Annotated in this window: 17 protein-coding genes; 10 read left to right on the forward strand and 7 right to left on the reverse strand. The window is 70.8% G+C overall.

The window, feature by feature from the left end:
- The coding region (locus ACLQ24_RS01890; protein ID WP_425888665.1) for an IS630 family transposase at positions 1–611 on the forward strand (611 nt) is incomplete at its 5' end.
- A gap of 151 nt (positions 612–762) precedes the next feature.
- On the opposite strand, the gene ACLQ24_RS01895 is transcribed toward ACLQ24_RS01890, so the two are convergent.
- Positions 763–2,223: a CCA tRNA nucleotidyltransferase gene (locus ACLQ24_RS01895; protein WP_425888666.1), complete on the reverse strand. Its 1,461-nt coding sequence runs from the start codon at positions 2,221–2,223 to the stop codon at positions 763–765.
- Positions 2,224–2,350: 127 nt separating this feature from the next.
- Here ACLQ24_RS01895 and murJ point away from each other — a divergent pair, with 127 nt between their 5' ends.
- The 7 genes from murJ to ACLQ24_RS01930 all read left to right on the forward strand — a co-directional run bounded on the left by murJ (position 2,351) and on the right by ACLQ24_RS01930 (position 10,669).
- Positions 2,351–4,108: a murein biosynthesis integral membrane protein MurJ gene (gene murJ, locus ACLQ24_RS01900; RefSeq protein WP_425888782.1), complete on the forward strand. Its 1,758-nt coding sequence runs from the start codon at positions 2,351–2,353 to the stop codon at positions 4,106–4,108.
- 445 nt (positions 4,109–4,553) lie between these two features.
- The gene (locus ACLQ24_RS01905) at positions 4,554–6,161 is read left to right on the forward strand and encodes a protein kinase family protein (protein ID WP_425888667.1); all 1,608 of its coding nucleotides are present in this window, start codon (positions 4,554–4,556) and stop codon (positions 6,159–6,161) included.
- A gap of 43 nt (positions 6,162–6,204) precedes the next feature.
- The gene (gene sigM / locus ACLQ24_RS01910) at positions 6,205–6,909 is read left to right on the forward strand and encodes an RNA polymerase sigma factor SigM (protein WP_425888668.1); all 705 of its coding nucleotides are present in this window, start codon (positions 6,205–6,207) and stop codon (positions 6,907–6,909) included.
- Complete coding sequence (locus tag ACLQ24_RS01915; RefSeq protein WP_425888669.1) at positions 6,906–7,877, forward strand: hypothetical protein; 972 nt, start codon at positions 6,906–6,908, stop codon at positions 7,875–7,877. The genes sigM and ACLQ24_RS01915 overlap by 4 nt, the downstream gene beginning before the upstream one ends.
- Positions 7,878–8,050: 173 nt before the next feature.
- The gene (gene trxB / locus ACLQ24_RS01920) at positions 8,051–9,001 is read left to right on the forward strand and encodes a thioredoxin-disulfide reductase (RefSeq protein WP_425888670.1); all 951 of its coding nucleotides are present in this window, start codon (positions 8,051–8,053) and stop codon (positions 8,999–9,001) included.
- Between the two features lie 31 nt (positions 9,002–9,032).
- Complete coding sequence (gene trxA / locus ACLQ24_RS01925) at positions 9,033–9,356, forward strand: thioredoxin (RefSeq protein ID WP_425888671.1); 324 nt, start codon at positions 9,033–9,035, stop codon at positions 9,354–9,356.
- A 149-nt stretch (positions 9,357–9,505) separates the two neighbouring features.
- Positions 9,506–10,669, forward strand: a complete 1,164-nt coding sequence (locus tag ACLQ24_RS01930; RefSeq protein WP_425888672.1) for an N-acetylmuramoyl-L-alanine amidase — start codon at positions 9,506–9,508, stop codon at positions 10,667–10,669.
- A gap of 6 nt (positions 10,670–10,675) precedes the next feature.
- Here ACLQ24_RS01930 and ACLQ24_RS01935 read toward each other — a convergent pair whose 3' ends face one another.
- Positions 10,676–11,341, reverse strand: a complete 666-nt coding sequence (locus ACLQ24_RS01935) for a GNAT family N-acetyltransferase (RefSeq protein WP_074315552.1) — start codon at positions 11,339–11,341, stop codon at positions 10,676–10,678.
- A 284-nt stretch (positions 11,342–11,625) separates the two neighbouring features.
- On the opposite strand from ACLQ24_RS01935, the gene ACLQ24_RS01940 reads away from it, so the two are divergent.
- Positions 11,626–12,939 (forward strand): PLP-dependent aminotransferase family protein, encoded by a 1,314-nt coding sequence (locus ACLQ24_RS01940; RefSeq protein WP_425888673.1) that lies wholly within the window; start codon positions 11,626–11,628, stop codon positions 12,937–12,939.
- 7 nt (positions 12,940–12,946) lie between these two features.
- Entirely contained in the window at positions 12,947–13,948 is a 1,002-nt protein-coding gene (locus ACLQ24_RS01945; RefSeq protein ID WP_425888674.1) for a D-alanine--D-alanine ligase family protein, read from the forward strand.
- A gap of 132 nt (positions 13,949–14,080) precedes the next feature.
- Here the strand turns inward: ACLQ24_RS01945 and ACLQ24_RS01950 are convergent, their stop codons facing one another.
- The 5 genes from ACLQ24_RS01950 to ACLQ24_RS01970 all read right to left on the reverse strand — a co-directional run bounded on the left by ACLQ24_RS01950 (position 14,081) and on the right by ACLQ24_RS01970 (position 19,961).
- Positions 14,081–15,115 (reverse strand): hypothetical protein, encoded by a 1,035-nt coding sequence (locus ACLQ24_RS01950; RefSeq protein WP_425888675.1) that lies wholly within the window; start codon positions 15,113–15,115, stop codon positions 14,081–14,083.
- Between the two features lie 790 nt (positions 15,116–15,905).
- Positions 15,906–16,928, reverse strand: coding sequence for a ParB/RepB/Spo0J family partition protein (locus ACLQ24_RS01955; protein ID WP_425888676.1), 1,023 nt, complete (start codon positions 16,926–16,928; stop codon positions 15,906–15,908).
- A 27-nt stretch (positions 16,929–16,955) separates the two neighbouring features.
- Positions 16,956–18,263: an AAA family ATPase gene (locus ACLQ24_RS01960; RefSeq protein WP_425888677.1), complete on the reverse strand. Its 1,308-nt coding sequence runs from the start codon at positions 18,261–18,263 to the stop codon at positions 16,956–16,958.
- Between the two features lie 256 nt (positions 18,264–18,519).
- Positions 18,520–19,275 carry a 16S rRNA (guanine(527)-N(7))-methyltransferase RsmG gene (gene rsmG, locus ACLQ24_RS01965; RefSeq protein ID WP_425888678.1) on the reverse strand — a complete coding sequence of 252 codons (756 nt, stop codon included), beginning with the start codon at positions 19,273–19,275 and terminating at the stop codon, positions 18,520–18,522.
- A gap of 128 nt (positions 19,276–19,403) precedes the next feature.
- A complete protein-coding gene (locus ACLQ24_RS01970) occupies positions 19,404–19,961 on the reverse strand; it encodes a protein jag (protein WP_425888783.1) in 558 nt (185 codons plus the stop codon).
- Positions 19,962–20,046: the final 85 nt, after the last annotated feature.

Below are 20,046 nucleotides of genomic sequence, written 5' to 3' on the forward strand. Positions count from 1 at the left end.
CCCGCCGCCCCGACCCCGCCTTCTTCACCAAGGCCGCCCAGGTCTGCGACCTGTACCTCAACCAGCCCGCCGATTCCGTGGTGGTCTGCATCGACGAGAAGACAGCCATCGCCGCCCGTAGCCGCAAGCATCCCGACCAGCCGGCCCGGCCCGGCCGCGCGGCTCGACGCGAGTTCGAGTACGTCCGCCACGGCACCGTCTCCATCGTCGCGGCCCTGCACGTGCACACCGGCGAAATCCTTACTGAACAGATCACCCGAAACGACTCGGCCACCTTCATCGCCTTCCTGACCATGCTCGATGCCCACATCGACCCGAAGCTGACTGTTCACCTCGTGCTCGACAACGGCTCGTCGCACACCTCGAAGGCGACCAAGAAGTGGCTACGCGAACACCCCCGCTTCCAGCCGCACTACACCCCCGCCCACGCGTCCTGGCTTGACCAGGCCGAACTGTTCTTCTCGATCCTGACCAGACGACTGCTACGCCGTGGCGAGTTCACCTCACGGCAGGACCTCGCCGACAAGATCGAAAACTTCGTCATCGTCTACAACCGAACCGCCAAGCCCTTCCGATGGACATACGACGGACGACCCCTCAAAGCGGCATGAACCACTCAAGGATTAACGCGGTGCTGCACTAGTCAGTTACCCGCCCCGCCCCGTCGATCTTGCACTTACTGTCGCGACAAAAGAGGGCAGACCCCTCATATCGACGACCCAAAGGCAAGATCGGCGGGGTATGGGGTGGGAACGAACAGAGTTAGGAGATCAGGCCTTCGGATCGGGCCCAGCGGAGCAGCTCGGCCTCGGCGGCGTCGCGGTCCAGGGGCCCGTGCTCCAGGCGCTGTTCCTTGAGGTGCTTCCAGGCCCGCCCCACGACCGGCCCCGGCGGTACGCCCAGCAACTCCATGATCGCGTTGCCGTCCAGGTCGGGGCGTACCCGGGCCAGGTCCTCCTCGGCGGCTAGCCGAGCGATTCGCTCCTCCAGCGCATCGTAGTCGGCGGCGAGCTGGGCCGCTTTACGACGGTTGCGGGTGGTGCAGTCCGAGCGGGTCAGCTTGTGCAGGCGGGGCAGCAGGTCACCGGCGTCGGCGACGTAGCGACGCACCGCCGAGTCGGTCCACTCGCCCCGGCCGTACCCGTAGAAGCGCAGGTGGAGCGCGACCAGCGCGGTCACCTTCGCGGTGAGCTCCTTCGGGTACCGCATCGCCTTCATCCGGGCCTTGGTCAGCCGGGCGCCGACCACCTCGTGGTGGTGGAAGCTGACCCGACCGTCGGACCCGACAGCCTTCGTCGCCGGCTTGCCCGCGTCGTGCATGAGGGCGGCCATCCGCAGGACGAAGTCGCAGCCCTCATCCTCGTACGAGACCGCGTTCTCGACCACCGTCAGCGTGTGCTCGTAGACGTCCTTGTGCTGGGCGTGCTCGTCGATCTCCAGCTTCAGCCCGGTCAGCTCGGGAAGGAACCGCTCGGCCAGGCCGGTGTCGACCAGCAGACGCAGCCCGGTGATGGGGTCTGCGCCGCAGAGCAGCTTGGTGAACTCGTCCCTGATCCGTTCGGCGGTGATCCGGTCCAGGTCGGCGGCCATCTCGGTCATCGCGACGTGCACATCCGGGTGGACGGCGAAGCGCAGTTGGGCGGCGAACCGGGCGGCCCGCAGCATGCGCAGCGGGTCGTCACCGAAGGACTCACGCGGGGTACTGGGCGTACGGATGACCTGCGCGGAGAGGTCGGCCAGCCCACCGTGCGGGTCGGTGAAGCGGTGGTCCGGCAGGCTGACGGCCATCGCGTTGATGGTGAAGTCGCGCCGCTTCAGGTCCTCGTCGAGGCTGGTGCCGTACACCACCACCGGGTTACGGCTGACCTGGTCGTACGACTCGGCACGGAAGGTGGTGATCTCCAGCCGGAGACCGTCGCGCTGCGCGCCGATGGTGCCGAACTCGCGGCCGGTCTCCCAGATCGACTCGGCCCAGCCCTTGATGATCCGCAACGTCTCGTCGGGGTGGGCGTCGGTGCAGAAGTCCAGGTCGTCGCCGAGCCGGCCGAGCAGCGCGTCCCGCACCGAACCGCCCACCAGGTGCAGCTCGTGACCGGCACGGACGAAACGGCGGCCCAACTCGTCGGCGACCGGGGAAACCCGGAGCAGTTCGGCGACGGCGTTGCGCTGCGCGGCGGTGAGGTCGCGGCGGTCGGCGGCGTGGGGAGCGGAGGCTTCGGACATGGGATCGCCAGCCTATCGGGCCCGATCGGCATCGCGTCCGCCGGGCGCGGGTAACGGGTGTGGGGTGGCTAAGGTTTGTGACGTGCGGGTCGGTGCCCGGCTCGACGTACCCCCTGGGAGGCTGGAGATGAGCGGCGGGCTCTACCGCAGCGCGAACGCCACGCGGGACGGCGGTGCGGGAGCCGACGTCCGCCCCTCCGACGGTGCCACCTTCATCTCCGCCGAGCCGCTGAACCAGCCGGCCATGGAGTCGACCGCCCCGCCGCAGGAACAGGTCGGCGAGGCGAGCGCGGCGGCCAACAGCGCGGTGATGGCGATCGGCAGCCTGGTCAGCCGGGGTACGGGCTTCCTGCGCAACCTGGTCATCGCGGCGGCGCTCGGCGGCGCGCTGGTCGGTGACGCGTACACCACCGCGCAGATCCTGCCCGGAATGGTCTACGAGTTCCTGCTCGGCGGCGTGCTCACCAGCGTGCTGATCCCCGTGCTGGTCCGCCGCCGCAAGACCGACACCGACGGCGGCCAGGCGTACGCCCAGCGGCTACTCACCCTGGCGGTGCTGGCGCTGGGCGCTGCCGCCCTCGTCGCGGTCCTGTTCGCCTCGACGCTGACCTGGCTGTACGGCAGCGGTGATGCGGCCGGTGACTATTCACAACTCGTCACGGGGCTGGCCCGGCTGATGCTGCCGATGATCTTCTTCTCCGGGCTCAGCGCACTGATCAGCGCGGTGCTCAACACCCGGGGGCACTTCGCCGCCCCGATGTGGGCGCCGATCCTGAACAACCTGGTCGTGATCGGCACCGCCGGCCTCTACATCGCCGTGTTCGGCGCGAAGATCGTCAAGCCGGGTGAGATGACCACCGGGCGGATCCTGCTCATCGGCGGCGGCACCCTGCTCGGCGTCGCGATCCAGGCGGCAGGGCTGCTGCCGGCGCTGCGCAAGGTCGGCTTCCGCTGGAAGCTGCGCTTCGACTTCCGCGCGCTCGGCCTGCGCGAGCTGGGCCGGCTCGGGGCGTGGATGATCTGCTACGTCGCCGTGAGCCAGGTCGGCCTCATCGTGCTGTTCAACCTGCTGAACCGGGCCGGCAAGAAGAACGCCGCCGGCCCGCTGATCTACAACAACGTCTTCCTCCTGCTGATGACCGCACACGGGATCATCGCGGTCTCGATCATCACCGCGCTGATGCCCCGGATGAGCGCCGCCGCCGCCGACGGCCGGCTCGCCGACGTCGCCGCCGACCTGTCGCGCGGAACCCGTACGGTCACGGCTGTCCTCGCCCCGATCGCGGTCTGCTACGCCGTCCTCGCCACTCCGATCGCGTTCACGCTGTTCCGGTTCGGCGCGTTCAACGAGGACAACGCGACCGCCACCTCCGTCGTGCTCCTGGCCGCCGCGCTGGCGCTGGTCCCGTTCGCGGTGAGCCAGCTCTTCACCTTCGCCTTCTACGCCCTGCCGGACACCCGCACCCCCGCGCTGATCAACATCCCCGTGGTGGCGCTGCGGATCGGCGTGCAGGTGGTGCTCTTCGTGGCCTTCTCCGCCAGCTTCGCCGGCGCCGGAATGATGATCGGTAACGCGGTCTCCTACCTGGCCGCAGCGATCGGCTCCGCCTGGCTGCTCCGCCCCCGGGTCGGCCGCATCGGCCTCGGGGAGATCATGCGTACCGGCGGTCGGGTCCTGGTCGCGGCACTCGGTGCGGCACTGGTCGGCCTGCTGGTGGTCAAGCTGCTGCCCGGCGACGACACGCCGACACGCCTGGAGGCCATCATCCAGCTCGTGATCGGCGGTGCCGTGATCGGTGGGACGTACCTCGGGTTGGCCATGGTGCTGCGAATCGGGGAGATCACCGAAGTCGTCGGCATGGTTCGCCGGCGCCTCGGTCGCTGACGGCGAGATTTCAAGAACCAATCGCCACCGCCACACGGAACGTGACCATGGATCACCAGGCTGGGGATGCACCTGTGGATAACTCCGCGATTCACCGGTCAGCCACCGGATCGGCCTGTGGATAACCAACCGTACGGCTGAGCGTGGCCCCCCGATCGGCGGGAACTGGCTGTGGAACGAGGGCACCACGCCCGACCCGGCCCCGACGTCGGTCACTTGCGGTGAAGCCGTAGATTAGCTAGTACATGTGCCAGCAACGTGGCTGACAACGGTCGTAACCGGACGACTTCTCCGATCCCCGGCACCCCGCCGGGTACGGCCAGAAGATGACATGTCGGGGAGACGGGCAACCCGGGTAAGGTCGCTCTCGACGGGTACGGCGGGCGCCGACGCTGGGCGTCGACACCGGCTGGCCGGTTCCTTCGACGGCAGAGCGGGAAGCCACATGCCCAGCAGTTCGGGTCCATCGATCGACACGATCACCGAGGGAGGACGGGTGACCCAGGTCGGCGAGGGTCAGGAGGCGGACGAGAGCGCTCCGCCTGTCATGACCTTCGGTGCTCCCACGGCCGGTGAGATCCTCGCCGAGCGTTACGAGCTGGTCGAGCACATCAACAACGACAGCGCGGGTCGGCTGGTGTGGCGCGGGGTCGACGTCATCCTGCGCCGCCCTGTCGCGGTGGTGCTGCGCTACCCGGGTGGCGACTCCGCCACCGAGATGCTTCAGGCAGCCGTCGCGGCCAGCCGGGTCATCCACCCCAACCTGGTCGGCGTCTACGACGCCATCGACGAGGCCGAGCGGGCGTACGTGGTCCGTGAGTGGGTGGACGGGCAGTCGCTGCGCGACCTTGCCGCCGAGGGTCCGCTGGACCCGGCCCGGGCCACCGCGATCGGCAACGCCGTCGCCAGCGCTCTGGCCGCGGTGCACGCCACCGGTATGGTGCACGGCAACGTCCACCCCGGCACAGTCATGATCAGCGACGATGGTCGCGTCGTCCTGGCCGACGCCCGTACCGACGGCGACGACAGCCAGGAGAGCGACATCCGGGCGGTCGGCGGCGTCCTCTACTTCGCGCTGACCGGTCATTGGCCGCACACCGAGGCGCCGCTGCGCGGAGCCACCGCGGGCCACGGGCGGGCCGCCATCCCGGACGCGGTCCGGGACGCCAGCGGCGTCCTCGCGGCGCCCCGCCAGATCCGGGCCGGTGTGCCCGCGTACCTGGACGACCTGACCATGGACCTGCTCGACGCCGACATCGCGCCGCCGTCGTCCGACGTGCTGGCGGCCGAGTTGGCCCGGTTGGACGTGCCCGCCGAGGAGGAGCACTACCTCGACCACGGCGGGCCGCTGCGGTTCGCCGCCGACACCGAGGAAGAGCCGTCGCCGCTGGCCGCCGCCGGCGGTCGTAAGGTTGCCATCGGCATCGCCGGTCTGCTGGCGGTCGCCCTGGTCGGTCTGCTCATCGGGATCAGCGCCCTCGGCGGCGACGACAAGAACCCGCAGGACACCGCCGGGGCCACGCCCAGCGCCAGCGCTCCGGCCGGGGAGGCCACCCCGGCCGCCGCCGCGGTTCGCAATCTCAAGGTGCAGGACATCAAGATCATTGACCCGGACAGCGCCCCCCGGGACGAGCTCGACGGCGCCAAGAAGATGATCGACGGTGACAACGACAAGGGTTGGGAGACCGACCGCTACCCGAACGCCACGTACGGGAACCTCAAGTCCGGCATGGGTGTCTGGCTCGACCTGGGTTCCCCGCACACGGTGAAGTCGGTGCAGGCTGTGCTCTCCGGTCGAGGCGCCACCGCGAAGCTGCTCGCCGGCACGAACCCCTACCCGTCGACCTCAAACGGCGACAAGTCGATGGTGGCGAACTACAAGACGGAGATCGGTGTCCTCAAGGAGCACGACGGCACCACGATGACCTTCAACGGGTTCAACGCCGACCAGAAGTACCGCTACCTGCTGCTCTGGTTCACCGAGTTGCCGCCCAACGGCGACGACGACGGCTTCAAGCTCGGAGTGCAGGAGATCACGGTCCAGGGTTCGTGAGTCGGGCAGCACGCCCCGGGCACCACATCAGCCGGACGTGGTGATGGACGGGCGCGACGCGGCAACGGACCTTGAGCTGCTGCGCGCCCACGTCGCCGGCGATCGGAACGCCTTCGCCGCGCTGTTCCACCGGCACCGCGACCGGCTCTGGGCGGTGGCCCTGCGGACGCTCGGCGACCGCGAGGAGGCCGCCGACGCGCTACAGGACGCCCTGTTGTCGGCACACCGGGCGGCGGGCCGCTTCCGTGGTGACTCCGCCGTCACCACGTGGATGCACCGCATCGTCGTGAACGCCTGCCTGGACCGCATCCGACGCCGGCAGGCGCACCCCACAGTGCCGTTGCCCGACGGCAACCGGTCCGGCGACGGGTCGGGCACCGGCGGTGTCGAGCCGGCCGCGCCCATCCAGGACCACGACACGGTGCTCGTCGTCCGCGCGGCACTCGCCGCGCTACCGGTCGAGCAGCGGGCCGCCCTGGTGCTGGTGGACGTGCAGGGCTATCCGGTGGCCGAGGTGGCCCGCATCCTCGGTGTCGCCGAGGGAACGGTGAAGAGTCGGTGCGCCCGGGGCCGGGCCCGGCTGGCGGTGCTGCTCGGACATCTCCGTCCGGCGGCGTCGGCGCGCCCTGGAGGGGTCGGCACCGACTCGGACGTGCCCGGCGTCACGCCGGGGAACCCACGCCCGGCCGAGGGCGTCGGATCGGGGTCGGTTCGCTTCCGGCTGGACGCCAATCAGGGGGACACGTGACCACCGAGGAGTTCAGGGAGGTCGACGCCGACCTGCTCGCTGACTACCTCGGCGGCGCGTTGGACGGCACGCCGCAGCAGGCCCAGGTCGCCCGGCTGGTGGCCGCGGACCCGGCCTGGGCCGAGGCGTACGCGCTGCTGGCACCCGCGGTGACGCAGGTCCGCACCGACCTGGCCCGCTGGGCCGAGCCTGCCCCGGGGCTGCCGTCCGCCGTCGCCGAACGAATCGCCGCCGCGCTGGCGGCAGCGGACAGCCCGGCGGACGACGCCATCGGGTCGCCCGAGGTGGCCGCCGCCACGCCGGTGACCGTGCCGGCACAGGGTGGACGTCGACCCACCAGCCCGTCCCCTGCCGAGTCGGGGCGCGGCGGCTCCACCGGCCCGGGTCGCCGGCAGCGCCGCTGGGTCCGCAACGCCGCCCCGGTGACCGTCGCGGCCGCCGCCGTCGTCGTCGTCGCACTCGGCTTGGGGCTCAACCGCCTGTCGATCGACACCGCGGACACCGGTGCCATGGACCGTCCGGCCAGCGCGCCGGAAGGCATCGCGGCCGGCGGGACGGTCCGCACGTCCGGCCCGACGCTGCACAGCCGTACCGACTACACCCCGCAGAACCTCGGCGGTACGCCGAGTCCGCCGTCTCCGATGCTGGGCGCGAGCAGCAGCGGCCCCGGCGAGCAGCCCGGGGTGGACGCCGGAGGCGACCGACGGCCCGCCCCCAACGGGTCGAACCAGCTCGCCCGGCTCACCGACGAGGCCGCGTTGACCGCCTGCCTGGCGTCCGTGGCGGCGGAGCACGGCTCGGGCCCGCTGGTCGTCGAAGTGATCGACTACGCGCGGTTCCAGGGTGAGCAGGCGCTCGTCATCCGGTTCACCGACGCCGCCGGAGCGCGCTGGGCCTGGGTGAGCGGCGCCGAGTGTGGCGTACCCGGGTCCGGCTCGGACAGCCGGTATTCGGCGCGGGTAGGGTGAATCCGCAGCACGATGAGGGTCCACGTGACCTGACCCACCGGTTGCCCGGTTCGGGAATCCCCGCTTCGTACGATGACATTCTGGAAGTCAGCTGCCGGCACCCCCCAGGCGTCGGCACTCGGATCAGCATCGGTGCGCGCGCCGACGCCGAACACACAACTCGGGAGACGGCAGTGGACGAGGTCCGCAACCTGATCATCATCGGCTCCGGCCCGGCCGGTTACACGGCGGCGGTCTACGCGGCGCGCGCCAACCTGAAGCCGCTGATCATCGAGGGTGTCCAGTCCGGCGGCGCGCTGATGACCACGACCGAGGTGGAGAACTTCCCCGGCTTCGCCGACGGCATCCTCGGCCCGGAGCTGATGGACAACATGCGCAAGCAGGCCGAGCGGTTCGGCGCCGAGTTCCTGACCGACGACGTGACGCGGGTCGAGCTGGTCGACACCGGCGACTCCGGCTCGGGCGCGGTGAGCACCGTGTGGGTCGGCGAGACCGCCTACCGGGCCCGCGCCGTGATCCTCTCCACCGGTTCGGCCTGGCGTCCGCTGGGCGTGCCGGGCGAGCAGGAGTACCTGGGGCACGGTGTCTCCTCGTGCGCCACCTGTGACGGCTTCTTCTTCCGCAACCAGCACATCGTCGTCGTCGGCGGTGGCGACTCGGCGATGGAGGAGGCCAGCTTCCTCACCCGCTTCGCCGACTCGGTGACGATCGTCCACCGGCGCGACTCGTTCCGGGCCAGCAAGATCATGGCCGACCGGGCGCTGAGCAACGGGAAGATCAAGGTCGAGTGGAACAGCACCGTCGAAGAGGTCCTGGGCGCTGCCGGCAAGGTCACCGGTGTACGGGTCCGCAACGTGCACACCGGCGACTCCAAGGTGCTGGACGCGACCGGCGTGTTCGTGGCCATCGGTCACGACCCCCGCAGTGAGCTGTTTCAGGGCCAGGTCGAACTGGACGACGAGGGCTACGTGAAGGTCCAGGCGCCCAGCACCCGCACGAGCGTGCCCGGCGTCTTCGCCGCCGGCGACGTGGTCGACCACACCTACCGCCAGGCGATCACCGCGGCCGGCACCGGCTGTGCCGCCGCGCTCGACGCCGAGCGGTTCATCGCGACGCTCAGCTGAAACAGGAAACACATCCCGGAGGAGGGCAATAGTGGGAAATACCAAGGCGGTCACGGACGCGAGCTTCGTCGCTGACGTGCTGCAGGCCGACAAACCGGTACTGGTGGACTTCTGGGCCGAGTGGTGCGGGCCGTGCCGCAAGGTGTCGCCGCTGCTCGAGGAGATCGCGGGCGAGATGGGCGACCAGGTCACCATCGTCAAGATCAACATCGACGAGAACCCGGAGACCGCCCGGGCCTACCGGGTCATGTCGGTGCCGACCCTCACCGTCTTCAAGAACGGCCAGCCGGTCCAGTCGATCGCTGGCGCCAAGCCGAAGGGCGAGCTGGTCCGGCTCATCGAATCGGCCCTCTGACCAGCGCAGACACCACCGAACCCCGTACCCGCTCGTCGGGTGCGGGGTTCGCTGTTTTTCCCGGCCCGAGCCCGTCACCGGCCCGGAACGCATAGCCTCAACCCAGGGCCGCCGCCCGGCCAGCCAGACTCGTGCAGAGGGGGTCGTGCGTGCGTCCGATCCGACCCGGAGACCGGGGACCAGCGGTCACGGAGATCCGTACCATCCTCACCAACCTCGACCTACTCGCCGCCGCCGGCCCGCACAGCGACGAGTTCGACCTGGACACCGAACGCGCGGTCCGCGCCTTCCAGCAGTCCCGCGGGCTCAGCGTGGACGGCCGGGTCGGCTCGGAGACCTGGGGCGCGCTGGACGCCGCACGCTGGCGACTCGGTGCCCGCACCCTCTACCACGCGATCCCCGAGCCGCTCACCGGCGAGGATGTCCGGTCACTCCAGGAACGGCTGTTGGAGATGGGGTACGACGTCGGCCGCGCCGACGCCATCTACGGCATCCGGACCTCCCGGGCCGTGGCGCAGTTCCAGCGCGAGGTCGGGCTGACACCCGACGGCTCCTGCGGCCCGCACACGATGGACGCGCTGCGCCGGATCGGTCGCAAGGTCGTCGGCGGTCGCCCCCAGTGGCTGCGCGAGTCCGACGCGATCCGCCAGTCCGGGCCTGCCCTGGTCGGTAAGACTGTGGTCATCGACCCCGGCCACGGCGGCACCGACCCCGGCATGGTGGTGCCGGACGGCCCGCTGCGCTGGACGGAGGCCGACCTCGTACACGACCTGGCAAGCCGGTTGGAGGGGCGGCTCGCCGCGTCCGGGGTCCGGGTTCAGCTCACCCGAGGTCCCGCGTCCGACGCCTGCCTGCCGGACACCGACCGGGCGCTGCTGGCGAATTCACTCGGCGCCGACGTGTTCATCTCGCTGCACCTGGACGGGCACGCCAACCCGGAGGCGGACGGGGTGGCGACCTACCACTACGGCACCGACAACGGGGTGACCTCGGCGACCGGGGAGCGGCTGGCCGGTCTGGTGCAGCGGGAGATCGTGGCGCGGACCGGGCTGCGGGACTGCCGTACGCACGCGAAGGCGTGGGACCTGCTGCGGCTGACGAGGATGCCGGCGGTCCGGGTCGAGGTCGGCTACCTCACCTCGCCCGTGGACCGCGCCCGGCTCGTCGACCCCCGGTTCCGTGACCGGGTGGTGGAGGCGATCGTGGCCGCGGTGCAGCGGATGTACTACCCGATCGAGCGGGACGTGCCGACCGGCTCGCTCGACGTCAGCGAGCTGCGTGCGGTCGTGGCCGCCGGCACCGTCGTCGACTGACCCCGCTCAGCCGCCCGTCGAGCGGGTGGCCGGCGCGGGCCGGACCGGCCGGAGCAGCGTCTCCGGGCTCATCGAGCCGAGCAGCTTCTCCAGCGCGTACTCGACGTCGGACTTCCAGCTCAGCGCCGTACGCAGTTCGAGGCGAAGACGGGGGAACCGGGGATGCGGACGCACCGTCTTGAAGCCGACGGAGAGGAAGAAGTCGGCAGGTGCCACACACCCGCCGGCCGGGTCGTCCGCGTCACCGAACTTGGCGTCGCCGAACGCCTCGATCGCCTTGATCCCCCGCTTCGTCAGGTCGCGTGCGACGCCCTGCACCAACATCCGGCCCAATCCGCCACCGGCGAACGCGGCGACCACGTTGGCGGTCATCAACAGCGCGGCGTCGGCGGAGACCGGCGACGTCGGGAAGGCCATCGAGCGGGGCACGTAGGCGGGCGGCGCGTACATCACGAAGCCCGCCGGCATGCCGTCGACGTACGCGAGTTTGCCGCAGGAACCCCACTCCAGCAGGGTCTGGGAGACCCACGCCTCCTTCTCCAGGCCCGGGTCACCGGCAGCGCAGGCCCGGTCGGCGGAGACCGGATCCAACTCCCAGTAGACGCACTGACGGCAGGGGCGCGGAAGATCCTCCAGCGTGTCGAGGGTCAGGCTGACCAGACGTCGCGACATTTGGCGCATCCCCACAGTTAGGCTCGGTGGGAGACCGGCATGCAACGACAGCGCCGCCTTCCTGCCCCCGACGAGCGATCGTACGCCGCAGATCGACCGTACGGGAGGGGACGCGCAAATCCCCACCCCCGCAGGGAGGGTCCGCCATGTGGTCGATCCGTCCCGGCAGGGCGGCAAATAGGTCGAGGCCGACTAGGATCGACAATCGGTATCCCGCCGCCATGGTCACGAGCGGGCGGGGTACCCGGGGCGGGAGCCACCCGAGCAGCGATCGAGGTGAGGTCATGACCGGCACGACACTCGACGACTACACCGACCGGTACGCCCGGCGTGTGCGCGGGATGACCGCCTCCGAGATCCGAGCACTCTTCGCGGTGGCCAGTCGGCCCGAGGTCGTCTCCCTCGCCGGTGGCGCCCCGTACATCGCCGCGCTGCCGCTCGACGCGGTCGGCGAGATGCTCGGTCGGCTCGGCTCCGAGCACGGTGTGACGACCCTGCAGTACGGCATCGGGCAGGGCACGCTGGAGCTGCGCGAGCGGATCTGCGAGGTCATGGCGCTCTCCGGTATCGACGCCGCGTGCGGCGCCTCACCCGAGGACGTGGTGGTCACGGTCGGCGGGCAGCAGGCGCTCGACCTGGTGGCCCGGCTCTTCCTCGACCCCGGTGACGTGGTGCTCGCCGAGGGCCCGACGTACGTGGGCGCGCTCGGGGTGTTCCAGGCCGCCCAGGCGCAGGTGGTGCACGTGCCGATGGACGCCGACGGGCTGATCCCCGAGGCGTTGGAGACGGCCATCGCCGACCTCGCCCGGGCCGGCCGGCGGGTCAAGTTCCTCTACACCATCCCCACCTACCAGAACCCGGCCGGCGTGACGCTCAGCGAGGAGCGCCGTGAGCGCGTACTCGACATCTGCGAGCGCGCCGGCCTGCTCGTGATCGAGGACGACCCGTACGGCCAGTTGGGTTTCGAGGGTGAGGCCCCCGCGCCGCTGCGGGCCCGGCGGCGCGACGGTGTCTTCTACCTCAGCACCTTCTCCAAGACGTTCGCCCCCGGCCTGCGGGTGGGATGGATCCTGGCGCCGCACGCGGTCCGCGACAAGCTGGTCATCGCCAGCGAGGCGCAGATCCTCTGCCCCAGCGTCTACGCCCAGGCCGCCGTCTCCACCTACCTCGGCACGATGCCGTGGCGGCAGCAGCTCAAGGTCTACCGCGAGGTCTACCGCGAACGCCGCGACGCCCTGCTCGACGCGCTGGCCGATCTGATGCCCGAGGGCACCAGCTGGACCACCCCGGCCGGTGGGCTCTTCGTCTGGGCCACCCTGCCGGACGGCCTCGACTCCAAGGCCATGATGCCGCGCGCCATCGCCGCCCGGGTCGCCTACGTGCCCGGCACCGGCTTCTACGCCGACGGCACGGGCACCGGCGCGATGCGGCTGAACTTCAGCTTCCCGCCCCCTGAGCGCATCCGCGAGGGCGTACGCCGGCTCGCGGGCGTCATGGAGCAGGAGCTCGCGACTCGGCGTGTCTTCGGCGCCGTCGGCGGTGCCGCCGGCCGTCGCGGCCGGCCCGGCTCCGACGTGCCGGGTCCCGACTTGGCATGATGCCGGCATGGGTACGACCGCTGCCGAGCGTTTCTCCGTGACCGATTCCGCCGTCGCGGCCGACCTGCGAGTGCTGGTTCTCGCCGGCGGACTCTCCTACGAGCGGGACGTGTCGCTGCGCTCCGGTCGACGGGTACTCGACGCCCTGCGTGCAGTCGGCGTCGACGCCGAAATGCGAGACGCCGACGTGGCCCTCCTGCCGTCCCTCACGGCTGATCCGCCGGACGCCGTCGTGATCGCCCTGCACGGCGCGACCGGCGAGGACGGCTCGCTGCGCGGAGTGCTGGACCTGTGCGGCATCCCGTACGTCGGCTGTGACGCCCGGTCCTCCCGGCTGGCCTGGGACAAGCCCTCGGCTAAGGCGGTGCTGCGCGAGGCCGGCATCCCCACCCCCGACTGGGTGGCCCTGCCGCACGACCGCTTCTCCGAACTCGGCGCGGTCGCCGTGCTGGACCGCATCGCCGACCGGCTCGGCCTGCCGCTGATGGTCAAGCCGGCGCAGGGCGGCTCCGGACTGGGCGCCGCCGTGGTCCGGGACGCCGCGTCACTCCCGGCCGCGATGGTCGGTTGCTTCGCGTACGACCCGACGGCCCTCGTCGAGCGGTATGTGCCCGGGATCGATGTGGCGGTCTCCGTGGTCGAGCTGGGAGACGGTCCGCAGGCGCTGCCGCCGGTGGAGATCGTGCCGCGCAACGGCGTGTACGACTACGCCGCCCGCTACACCGCCGGCCGCACCACGTGGCACGCTCCCGCCCGATTGGAGCCGGAGGTGGCCGCCGCAGTGGCCGATGTGGCGCTCGCCGCCCACACCGCGCTCGGCCTACGGGACCTGTCGCGGGTCGACGTGATCGTGGACGCCGACGGCCATCCGCACGTGCTGGAGGTCAACGTCTCGCCCGGCATGACGGAGACGTCGCTGCTGCCGTTGGCCGTCCAGGCGGCCGGTCTGGACTTCGGCCGCCTGGTCGGCTCGCTTGTCACCCGGGCCGCCACCCGCCAGGCGTCCTGACCCCGGCCCTCGTACCGGCTTCCGTTTTCGCTACTCGATGCGTTACCGGTGGGAGCACGGGCGTGGGCCGGGGTTGGCGAGCGGTGCCCGCCCCGCCGACCCCACTCGCAATCGGTGATCAGCGCGTGGGGCTCACGTCGGGCGGGTGATCCCGCCCTCGCGGGCGTCGTCGTCGGTGGGGGTCCTGCGCGGCGCCGGGACGATCGGATTCCGGGGGGCCGGACTCGCGACGTCGCTCACCGGGCCGGAGGCCGTCGGAGTGTCGGCGACAGGCTCGACCGCCGGGTCGACGAGCGCCGGGTCGACGATCGGGGCAGAGGGCTTCGGCTCGGTCGTCGGTGCCGGGGCGTCGCCGTCGCCGTCGCCGTCGAAGGCGGTTGCCGGGGCGGTGTCCGCGACGCAGGGCTCCCCCTGAGCCTCCGATTCGGAGAGGAGGTCGCCGTCACGGCTGTCGCCGTCGAGAACGCCGACCGCCTCGACTGCCGGCTCCGGGATCTCCTCGGCCGCCTCGATGACCGACACGGCTTCCTCCTGGGCGGCTGCGGCGTGCGCCGCCGCGGCGGACTGAGCCAGCAGGCTCGACGGGGCCTGCCACTGGATGCGGGGCGGCTCTGCCAACGGCCGGCCACCGAACTCGGCGAGCCAGGCGGCGACGAGCGCCAGATTCTCCCGCCACTGCTCCTCGGAGATCGGCGGCAGGATGGAGTCCCACAGGGACAGGAAGGTCCCCCGTAGCTGAAGCCGACCGTACGGCCGGGCGAGAAACCACATGTGCAGGTGGGCGGAGCCGTCGCCCCATCGGTTCACATGCACCCGCGCCACGCCGTCCAACGACCGGATGGCCCGCTCCAGGCGTACCGTCATCACCCCCAACTCGGCGGCGAGCAGGTTCGGCAGGTCACCCAGATCGAGGTGGGTCCGCGATTCGAGGATGAGGACCATCGGCAGGCCGGTCGGCCGGTCCATGGCGCGGACCCGCCACCGCTCTCCCACCCAGATGTAGGCGTCGTCGGGTGCGTTGCAGGCGGTGCATTCCCGGAGGTCCTCGCCCTTGCGGGGCGGTTCGACCGGGACGGGGTCGTCGAGCTGCTTCACCCGCAGGTCACCCTCGAAGGGGAACGAGGGCCACTGAGTGAAGTCCGGGACTGAGGGAGGGGTGTCGTGCACGACGCTGACCCTAACCGAGTCCGGCACTGCTGTCCCTACCTGTTCGACCGGTTCCGACCGCCCCGATCAGTGCCCGTCGTCGATCGCTGCGACCGCTAACGCCGACCGCCCGAGTGATATCCACAGGCTGCCGAGGGCGCGAGTACACCCCGTCATCCACAGGCCGACACCCGCTTTCACGCGGCGTTTCACGTGAAACGGGGGGTGCCTGTGGACAACTGGTGTGGATAACTTTTCGGCCCTTCGGTCGTTGGGCGGACCTCTCGTCGAGTTGGCGTTCGAGCCGCCCGCTGCCGGCACACTCGCACACCCGGCGAGACGTCCAACGGAGTCTGTTTCACGTGAAACGGCTCGACTGCCGGAGCAGCGCTGCCGCATCGGTTGTTCAGGCCCGACGAGCAGTCACCTCGCCCGCCCCCTGAGGGGGTCGCTGCCGCCTTCGAGGCGGCCAGGGGTGCCTCGGGTCGACCAAGCCGTGTCGGGGCAACCTCAGGGGCCGTGAAGGTCGAATACGACTCCGCACCACAACTCCTCGGTTGTCGCTGCGCACCAGTGCGCAGCGCCAGTTGTCATGGGCACCAGTGCGCAGCGCCGCCCCTCTGGTGCCCGGTGCCGCCACCTGACATCCGCGCCCGGCGAACATCCCTCGGCGATACCAAGTCGGGATGCGCTCGGGTGACATCTGGTTGGCGAGCCGCCTCCAGCGTCCCCGTTTCACGTGAAACGGGGACGTACACAGAAAGGCCGCGCCTCCCGAAGAGAGACGCGGCCCTTGGTGGAGGCCGGACGGTCAGTCCTGCGTCCCCTCCTCCTGCACGCCGATGATGCCGACGATGCGTTCCAGATCGTCCACCGTGGCGAACTCGATGGTGATCTTGCCCTTGCTCCGGCCGATGTCGACCTTTACCCGGGTATCGAAGCGATCCGAAAGGCGGTCGGCGAGATCCGTCAGGGCGGGTGCGTGAGGCTTCGTCCGCCGCTTGGCGGCCTGGCTCTTCGCCGAGCCGTCGTTCAGCGCCAGGGCCACGATCTCCTCGGTAGCCCGCACCGACAGCCCTTCGGCGACGATCCGCAGCGCCAACTGCTCCTGCGCCTCCGACTCGTCGAGGCTCAGCAGCGCGCGGGCGTGCCCGGCGGACAGGATGCCTGCGGCGACCCGGCGCTGCACCTGGGCCGGCAGGTTGAGGAGCCGGATCGTGTTGGAGATCTGTGGCCGGCTGCGGCCGATCCGGCGGGCCAGCTCCTCGTGGGTGGCGCCGAACTCCTCCAGCAACTGCTGGTACGCGGCGGCCTCCTCCAGCGGGTTCAGATTTGCCCGGTGGATGTTCTCGAGCAGCGCGTCGCGGAGCATAGCGTCGTCGCGGGTGTCCCGGACGATCGCCGGAATGTTGTCCCGCCCCACCGCCTGGGCGGCACGCCAACGGCGCTCGCCCATCACCAGCTCGTACTTCTCGTCGTCGAGCTGGCGCACGACGATCGGCTGTAGGAAGCCGACCTCCCGGATCGAGGTCTTCAGCTCCTCCAGCGCCTCCTCGTCGAAGACCTGGCGGGGCTGCTTCGGGTTCGGCACGATCGCGTCGACTGGGATCTCCGCGAACCGGGCACCCGGCACGGGACTGAGCACGGGCTCCGACTGGTGGGCGGCGGCGCTCACCGGTGCCGTCAGGACGGCAGCAGCCGACGTGCCCTCGTCGACGTCACCATGCTCGTTCTCCGGCTCGGCCGTCACGGTGCCGTCGGCACCCGGCACCGGCCCGGTCGGGATGAGGGCTCCCAGGCCCCGTCCCAGACCGCCCCGAGGACGGTTCTTCATGCCACGCCTCCCAGTGACTTGTCCCCACTACGCATTCCGGCCCACCGGCTCCTTGACGCCCCGCTCGGCGATCTCCTGGGCGGCCTCGAAGTAGCTCGTGGCGCCCCGCGAACCGGGATCGTAGGTCATCACCGACTGGCCGTAGCTGGGTGCCTCGGACACCCGCACGTTGCGGGGGATGACCGCCTGGAGAACCTTGTCGCCGAAGTGGTTCCGTACGTCCTGCTCGACCGCGTCTGCGAGGCGGGTACGGCGGTCGTACATGGTGAGCAGGATGGTGGAGACGTCGAGCTTCGGGTTGAGGTGTTGCCGCACCAGGTTGATGTTGTTGATCAGCTGGTTAAGCCCCTCCAGCGCGTAGTACTCGCACTGGATCGGGATCAGCACCTCCTGCGCGGCGACCAGGGCGTTGACCGTGAGCAGACCGAGCGAGGGCGGGCAGTCGATGAAGACGTAGTCGAACTGGCCCGGGTACGCGGCGATCGCGCGGTCGAGACGCGACTCGCGGGCCACCACCGACACCAGCTCGATCTCCGCGCCGGCGAGGTCGATCGTGGCCGGTACGCACCACAGGTTGGGGATTCCCTCGACCCCCTGCGCCACCTCGGCCAGCGGGACGCTGTTGATCAGGCAGTCGTAGACGTCTGGGATGCCGGTGTGGTGGGGCACGTTGAGGCCGGTCGACGCGTTGCCCTGCGGGTCCAGATCGACCACGAGCACCCGGTTGCCGTGCAGGGCGAGTGCCACCGCGAGGTTGACCGTGGTCGTGGTCTTACCCACGCCGCCCTTCTGGTTGGCAACGCACATGACCCGGGTCCGGTCCGGTCGAGGCATGGTCACCTCGCCACTGGGATTCAGGATCTGCACGGCACGCATCGCCTCCATAGCCAACGGTGGGTCATCCTCTTCGCGCGTCGGGGTTTCACGTGAAACGTACGTGGGATCGGCCGCGACCGCCGCCAGCGACTCGGCCGACGCGACCGGTACGTCTGGAACCACCGGCCCGGCTTCGCGTGCCGCCGCAGCGGTGGGCTGGTGCGGTACCGCAGGCTCGAAGCGAACCGCTGCGGCAGCGTTCCGTCGACCGGGCGTCTGCCGTACGTCGGCGGCCTTGACCGGTCGACTCGGGCCGTCGGCCGCCCGGCGACCAGCCGTCGGCTCCGGCCCGGCGGTCGGGACCGCTGCCTCGTTCTGCGAGACGAGCGGACCGGCGGCCGCCGGAATGGGCGCTCCGGCAGCACCGGGCGACCAGTTCGGGTAGTCGGTTTCACGTGAAACAGGGTCGCCGGTTGACCCGGTCACGCGTGGATCGTCGTACCTGCCGTCGTCATGCACCTGTCATCCCTGCCCGCTTCGGATGGTCGGTCCGCGCCCCGGTCAACTTGGCCACACCCGCGCTCGCACCCCGGAGCGTACGGCCCCTCGGGAGCGGTCGGAGTCCGCGACGTCCGTCGGCCGCTCCACATTATCGACGCGCGGTCAGCCTACGGCGGACGGGCGCGGCCGGTCCACGTCGGGTTCTCATTCCCTCGTCCATCCGTACCGATACAACGAGGCAACCCGTCGGCCGGGACGCCCGATGGCGCAGTCCTCAGCGGCGCCGTGCGCGCCCACTGCGGGATCGCTTGGTCGCCGCCGACCGAGCCGGGCCGACCATCCGCTCCCGGACGATCTCCACCACCGTCGTGGGCGGGTCGATCACACCGACACCGCAGAGGTGCACGGCCGTATCCCCGCCGCCAAGCCGCGCCACGGTGTCGGCGTGCTCCTCGATCTCGGCGGCGGCGGACGATCCCTTGAGAGCCAGTAGTCGCCCACCGCGTACCGCGAGGGGCAGGCACCAAGTCGCCAGCCGGTCCAGCGGTGCGACCGCGCGGGCGGTCACCACGTCACCGCTGATCGGTTCCCGGCCACTCGATCCGCTGGCAGCCTCGTCGGCCCGACCACGGAACACCCGTACCGATCGGGTCAGACCGAGCCGCTCCACGACCTCGATGAGGAACGACGTCCGTCGAGCGAGCGGCTCGATCAGCGTGACCGTCAGGTCGGGGCGCGCGATGGCCAGCACGAGACCGGGTAGACCGGCGCCGGAGCCCACGTCGAGCACGCTCGCGCCGCTCGGAATGCGCTCGACCACCGCAGCGCAGTTGAGGAGGTGACGGTCCCAGATCCGGGGTGCCTCGCGCGGGCCGATCAGACCTCGGACCACCCCGTCGGTGGCCAGCAGTTCGGCGTACGCGGCGGCCACGTCGAGCCGATCACCGAAGAGGGTCAGCGCGGCCGGCGCCAGCTCGGGCGGCAGCGCGACATCGGGCGGCGACGGCGTGCCGTTGGTCGAGGTACCCACGGTTGGAGGGCTGCCGTTGGCCGCCTCGTGCCCCGCCGGGTCGTCACGCCGGACAGGGGACGGCCCGGACGGCGTACCGCCCGGGCCGGTAACGGCATCAGCCGTGGTGTCGTCGTGGGTCAACGGAGTCAGTCCGCCGGCCGTACGACGATGCGACGGTTCGGCTCGACGCCCTCCGACTCGCTCGCCACGCCGGCCATGGCGTTGACCACGTCGTGGACGCACTTACGCTCGAACGCGTTCATCGCCTCCAGGCGCACGGGCTCGCCGTACTCCTTCACCTTCTCGACGGCGTTCTTGGCGAGGGCGGCGAGTTCCTTGCGGCGGTTCGCCCGGTAGCCACCGACGTCGAGCAGCAGGCGACTCGGCGTACCGGTCTGCCGGAAGACGGCGAGCCGGGTCAGCTCCTGGAGCGCCTCCAGGGTGGCACCGCGCTGGCCCACGAGGTCCTGGAGGCTGGCACCGACCACCTCGACGACGGGGCGTCCACCGGCCACGAGCTCGTCGATGTCCCCGTCGTAGTCGAGGATGTCGAGCAGTCCCTCGACGTAGTCGGCCGCGATCTCGCTCTGCCGGAACAGGTCGCTCTCGCCCGCGCTCTTCTTCTCACGACCACCGGCCATGGCCTCGGTGTCGTCGCCGTCGGCCTCGGTGTCGTCGTCGGTCTCGGTGTCGTCGTCGTCCACCGCGAGCGTCGCGGTCTCCTCCTCGTCCAGGGACTGCTCGGCGCGCGGGATGCTGGTCTCGGTCACGGTCTCATCTCCGTACTCG

This window comes from Micromonospora sp. DT4 (assembly GCF_049841675.1).
In the GTDB taxonomy this organism is placed as follows: domain Bacteria; phylum Actinomycetota; class Actinomycetes; order Mycobacteriales; family Micromonosporaceae; genus Micromonospora.

Coding starts and splice junctions, on each gene's coding strand:
- ACLQ24_RS01895 (WP_425888666.1), bottom strand. CDS start 2,223: ATGTCCGAAGCCTCCGCTCCCCACGCCGCCGACCGCCGCGACCTCACC.
- ACLQ24_RS01935 (WP_074315552.1), bottom strand. CDS start 11,341: ATGTCGCGACGTCTGGTCAGCCTGACCCTCGACACGCTGGAGGATCTT.
- murJ (WP_425888782.1), top strand. CDS start 2,351: ATGAGCGGCGGGCTCTACCGCAGCGCGAACGCCACGCGGGACGGCGGT.
- sigM (WP_425888668.1), top strand. CDS start 6,205: ATGGACGGGCGCGACGCGGCAACGGACCTTGAGCTGCTGCGCGCCCAC.
- ACLQ24_RS01955 (WP_425888676.1), bottom strand. CDS start 16,928: ATGAAGAACCGTCCTCGGGGCGGTCTGGGACGGGGCCTGGGAGCCCTC.
- ACLQ24_RS01905 (WP_425888667.1), top strand. CDS start 4,554: ATGCCCAGCAGTTCGGGTCCATCGATCGACACGATCACCGAGGGAGGA.
- ACLQ24_RS01945 (WP_425888674.1), top strand. CDS start 12,947: ATGGGTACGACCGCTGCCGAGCGTTTCTCCGTGACCGATTCCGCCGTC.
- ACLQ24_RS01940 (WP_425888673.1), top strand. CDS start 11,626: ATGACCGGCACGACACTCGACGACTACACCGACCGGTACGCCCGGCGT.